3 protein-coding genes and 1 pseudogene are annotated in these 5,022 nt (G+C 65.2%); all 4 read right to left on the reverse strand.

Features of this window, described 5'->3' with window-relative positions; all coding sequences use genetic code 11:
- On the reverse strand, positions 1 to 1,246 hold a 1,246-nt coding region (locus EOA24_RS27110), incomplete at its 3' end, for an HlyD family type I secretion periplasmic adaptor subunit (RefSeq protein ID WP_127410257.1).
- Between the two features lie 12 nt (positions 1,247 to 1,258).
- Positions 1,259 to 3,559 carry a peptidase domain-containing ABC transporter gene (locus EOA24_RS27115; protein WP_126078795.1) on the reverse strand — a complete coding sequence of 767 codons (2,301 nt, stop codon included), beginning with the start codon at positions 3,557 to 3,559 and terminating at the stop codon, positions 1,259 to 1,261.
- A gap of 189 nt (positions 3,560 to 3,748) precedes the next feature.
- Positions 3,749 to 3,913 carry a hypothetical protein gene (locus tag EOA24_RS43315; protein ID WP_210214170.1) on the reverse strand — a complete coding sequence of 55 codons (165 nt, stop codon included), beginning with the start codon at positions 3,911 to 3,913 and terminating at the stop codon, positions 3,749 to 3,751.
- Positions 3,914 to 4,406: 493 nt separating this feature from the next.
- Positions 4,407 to 5,022, reverse strand: a pseudogene (locus EOA24_RS43320) (hypothetical protein); the annotation flags it as partial.

The following is a 5,022-nucleotide window of genomic DNA, read 5'->3' on the forward strand; positions in this document are numbered from 1 at the left end:
TCTGCGTGCGATAGAATTGATCGGTATCCGCCGGAAGCATGGCCAGCGAGCTGTTTGGATCGCGTGCCTGCTCCCTGGCCGAGAATGAATCCGGGCTGACTGTGCGAACAGTGCCGTGAGCCACGCCATATTGCGAATAGGGGAAGGTATCGAATTTGATGGCCACGGGATCGCCGACATGGACGAAGCCGCTGCTGCGTCCGACGATGTTGGTCTCGACCTCAAGCACCGCATCGGCGGGAACCAGCGTGATCAAGCGCTCGCCGGACTGCAGGACCGCGCCGACGGAAACCTTGGCCACCGATTGAACCGTGGCGTCGGCCTCGCTTTTCAACTCCACCAACTGCTTGCGCAGCTTCGCCTTGTTGAAAAGCTCGCGGGCATCCGACATGCGCGAGTGGGCTTCCGACAGGCTCTGCGAGACGTCGGCACGCCAGCTTTGAATGTAGCCGTTGCGCTCTGCATCGACCGCTGCCTGCTGGCGCTTGGCGGCCTCGGTCGTCTGCACGGCGTTGGCGAGCGATCGTGACATCTCCGCCGAATTGTCCTCGGCGAGAAGCGTGTTGAGACGGCTCCCAACCTGTCTTTCTTCGAGTTGCTGGCGCATCTTTTCGATCGACGCTGCGACGGCGAGCCGCTGCCGATAGCCGTCTGCATCGGACTGGGAGCGCGAGATGACGGAGCTCAACTCGTCACGCTGCCGGTCGAAGCTTTCCAGCTTGGCATCGTAGACCGCCTTGCGCCGATCGAAGATCGAGGCCTGCAATGTCCAGCTTGGGTCTAGTCCATCATAGCTGAACGGCTTGCCGTCGGCTTCCGCCCTCAGGCGCGCCACTTCGGCTTCGAGCGTGGCGACCTGGGTGGCCAGCGCGGTAAGGTCCGCCGAGGCGAAGGTGGCATCGAGGCGCGCCAGCAACTGGCCCGCCTTCACACGCTGCCCCTCGCGCACCTCGATCGAGCGGACGATCGCAGTCTCCAAGGGCTGGACGACGATGTTGGGCGATTGCGAGACTACCAGCCCCCGTGTTGTGACAACCTGGTCGACAGGGATCAGCGCTGCGAGCGCGATCAAGGCGACGACCATGCTGGAGATGATCCAGACGATGCTGCGTGCGACCCGTGGAATGGGCGCGTTGACGACCGCCGTCGATGGCCACTGGAATTCGAGGATGGCAGGCGCCGTCGGATCGCCGGCCTCTCGCCGGCGCCGGCGGACAGGAAGGGTTGAATAGGTTGTGCTGCTCATGGCCGGCCCAATCTAAGCAAGCCTGGGCGGAACGGCCGCCAAGCGGCCGTGCCGACCGTCAAGATGTCGGTTTTGCTGCAGCCAAAGCTGGCGGTAGAGTGCGCATCGTTCGAGCAGTGTCGCGTGCGGCGCGACGTCGAGCACCTTGCCCTGGTCCATGACCAGGATCTGGTCGCATTCGGTCAGCGAGGCGAGCCGATGGGAAACGATGATCATCGTGCGCCCGCTGGCGATTCGCATGAGATTAGAGCTGACCACGGCCTCGCTCTCCGGATCGAGCGCGCTCGTCGCCTCGTCGAGGATCAGGATGGTCGGATCATGGATCAGCGCGCGGGCGATTGCCAGCCGCTGCTTCTGGCCGCCGGAGAGGTTGGGGGAGCCTTCCTCGATATAGGTGTCGTAGCCGTTCGGCATGCGTTCGATGAACTCGGCGGCGCCCGCCAGTTGAGCGGCACGCATGGCGTCGGACAGCGTCAGGCCGGGACGGCCGGCAATGATGTTGTCCCGGATCGAGCCGCGGAACAGAAAATTGTCCTGGAGGACGACGCCCAGTCCCTGGCGAAGGTGACGAAGATTGATTTCCTTGAGGTCGACCCCATCGAGCTTGAGGAAGCCGCTGTAGTCGCGATTGATCCCCTGCAACAGCCGGGCAATCGTCGATTTGCCCGAACCGCTGCGGCCGACAATGCCGAACATCGTGCCGGCCGGAACGTCGAAGTTGACACGGTCGAGCGCCGGTGTCTTGGTGCCGATATAGCTGAAGGTCAGATCGTTGAATTTGATCTCGCCGACCAGCTTTGGCCGCAAACCGGCGGAATTGGAACTGCTTTCCAAGGGGCGGTTGAGGACCGAAGCGGTTTCGCCGATTGCCGCGCCCACCTCCTCATAGTCCTCGACCAGCCGCGCCAGGCCGACCAGCGGCTGGGCGACGCGCTGTGCGATCATCATGAAGGCGAACAGGCTGCCGACCATATAGCCCGACCCATCGCTCATCGCGAGATAGGCGCCGATCAGCATAGTGCCGAGGACCATGACACGTTCGATCGGCGTGACCAGGGTCTGCGGCCAGTTCGCCAGTTGCCCGAAGGCGAGACGCGCCTTGCCTGCGTCGGCCACGCGTTCGTCCCATAGCGCCTTGCGCTGCGGCTCGAGACCGAGCGCCTTGACGGTCTTGATGCCGACGACGGTTTCGCCGAGCGCGGCTGCCTTCCAGGTCTCGGCGTCGACCACGCTCTGGTAGCGTCGGCGCAATGGCGCAAGGAAGGCGAAGATGATCGCCATGATCACGACCGCGCAGGCGAGCACCATCCACGCGAGCGTCGCGTTGATGTAGAATATCACCGGGATCAGGACGCAGAGCGTGATCAGGTCCAGGAACGTGCTGAGCAGCTTTCCGGTCAGGAACTCGCGGATGCGATAGATCTGCGCGAGGTGGTACATCGTCTCACCCGCCGGGTGACGCTCGAAATAGTCGAGCGGCAGACGCAGCAGCCTGCCGAAGACATGCAGATTGAGCTTGGTGTCCAGGCGGGCGCCGACGACGTTGATGATCAATCGTCGCGCATGGCCGAGCAGCGTCTCGTAGGCGAAGACGACGGCGATGACCGCGGAGAGGAGGACTAGGGTCGAGACACTGCTGAACTGCAGCACCTTGTTGACCACCGTCATGACGATGAGGGGCGGCAGAATGGTGAGGATGCTCAGCGTGAACGAGGCGATGCCGATGTCGCGCAGCGGCCGGCTCTCGAGTCGCACCAGATCGACCAGCCAGGCGAAGGTGAATGGCGCGTCCGCCGCAATGTAGGAGCGCGCCGCCCGCAACAGGATCGCCTCGCCCGACCATACCTGCAGCAGGCGGAGCTCGTCGATCGGCACGGCGTCCGCGTCATCGGGCGCATCGACGCTTCTGAGCAGAACGACATTTTGCTCGGCGCTCGCTCCGATGAGGAGACCGGCTCCGCCATCATTGAACAGCAGGACGATCGGACCAGTGTGCTCGAAGCGCAAGAGATGTGACCAGCGTATGCGGAGCGCGCGCGACCACATTCCGGCGTTCTGCGCCCATTGCGAGAGATCGGAGGCGTTTGGAACCGAGGCCGCGCTTGTCGCCCTGAATTCGTTCGGGTCAAGCTCGACGCCGTGATAGCGGGCGACCTGCAGCATTGCCTTGAGGCGCGGCCCGATGCCGTCAAACGCGGGGGGCCCGCCGGGGATCCGCTTCGCCGCGCTCTCAATCCCGCCGTCCCTGTCCGCTTTCACGTCCGCACGGATCGGGACCGGCTGGGCTTCGGTGTTTCGAGGCACGCTTACCATGCACTCCCCCTGCGACCCACAAGCGAGGGTTCGTGGACGCTCCCGGCACACCGCCTCGGCCAGAGCTTCCGGCAAGTTCCATCATAGCCTGAACAGTCTTGGAGGACGAGCCCTTGGCCCCTGTCCCGGACGTGCGTATGCGGGCCCTGCGTTTCCGCGGGACCCGCATGCATTGTTTTCGAACAACACTCAGCCATTCGGCTTCAGAATATCCTTCAAAGCCTTGTTCAGCGTATCGTCGGTCTGGCCGTAGCCGGCACCCTGCTTGCCCTTGTCCGAAGTCAGGTCGGAAGTCGCGCCGGACGGCTTGTTCTGGTTCTGGCCGAAGCCCTTGACCGTGTTGAGAACGTTCAAGAGATCGGTCGTCGCCGAACCGACGGCCTGGCTGACGAGGTCCTTGAACGAACCGGAGCCGCCATTGCCGTCCGAGCCGGATTGCAGGAACTGCTTGGTGTCCGTCAGCCCCAGCGTGCTGGCCGTGACGTTGGCACCGCCGCTGTGGCCAGGCGCGCCGTCGTTGTCGGTGCCGTCATTGTCGTGACCCTTGCCGGGGTTGCTGCTGTCGCTTCCGTCTGGATCATTGCCGCCACCATTGTTGCCATGCTCGGTGTGGCCGGTCCCGCCTCCGTGGCTTCCGGTTGCGCCAGTCGGACCAGGCGCACCCGTGGCTCCGGTGGCTCCCGTTCCACCTGTAGCTCCGGTCGCACCGGTCGCTCCAGTCGCGCCAGTCGCTCCAGTGTCACCGGTCGAGCCAGTGGCACCCGTTGCTCCGGTCGAACCCGTCGCTCCGGTGGCTCCAGTTGCGCCTGTGGCTCCGGTGGCTCCAGTCGCGCCAGTCGCTCCAGTGTCACCGGTCGAGCCGGTGGCACCCGTTGCTCCGGTCGAACCCGTCGCTCCGGTGGCTCCGGTCGCACCGGTGGCACCCGTCGAACCCGTTGCTCCAGTCGCCCCGGTGGCTCCGGTCGCACCTGTAGCTCCGGTCGAACCCGTTGCTCCAGTCGCCCCGGTGGCTCCAGTCGCGCCTGTGGCCCCGGTCGCACCCGTTGCTCCAGTCGCCCCGGTGGCTCCAGTCGCGCCTGTGGCCCCGGTGGCTCCGGTCGCGCCTGTGGCTCCAGTCGACCCCGTCGCTCCAGTCGCCCCGGTGGCTCCAGTCGCACCTGTGGCACCGGTCGAGCCCGTTGCTCCGGTTGAACCCGTCGCTCCGGTGGCTCCTGTTGCACCTGTGGCTCCGGTCGAACCGGTGGCACCGGTCGAGCCAGTCGACCCGGTCGAACCAGTCGCTCCGGTTGCACCCGTGGCTCCAGTCGAGCCCGTAGCTCCAGTTGCGCCTGTGGCTCCGGTCGAACCGGTCGCTCCAGTCGCACCCGTGGCTCCGGTCGAGCCAGTCGCTCCGGTCGCGCCAGTTGCTCCGGTCGAACCCGTTGCTCCGGTCGAACCCGTAGCGCCCGTCGAGCCAGTGGCTC

It is taken from the genome of Mesorhizobium sp. M2A.F.Ca.ET.039.01.1.1, assembly GCF_003998035.1.
Taxonomy (GTDB): domain Bacteria; phylum Pseudomonadota; class Alphaproteobacteria; order Rhizobiales; family Rhizobiaceae; genus Mesorhizobium.

Coding starts and splice junctions, on each gene's coding strand:
- EOA24_RS27115 (WP_126078795.1), bottom strand. CDS start 3,559: ATGGTAAGCGTGCCTCGAAACACCGAAGCCCAGCCGGTCCCGATCCGT.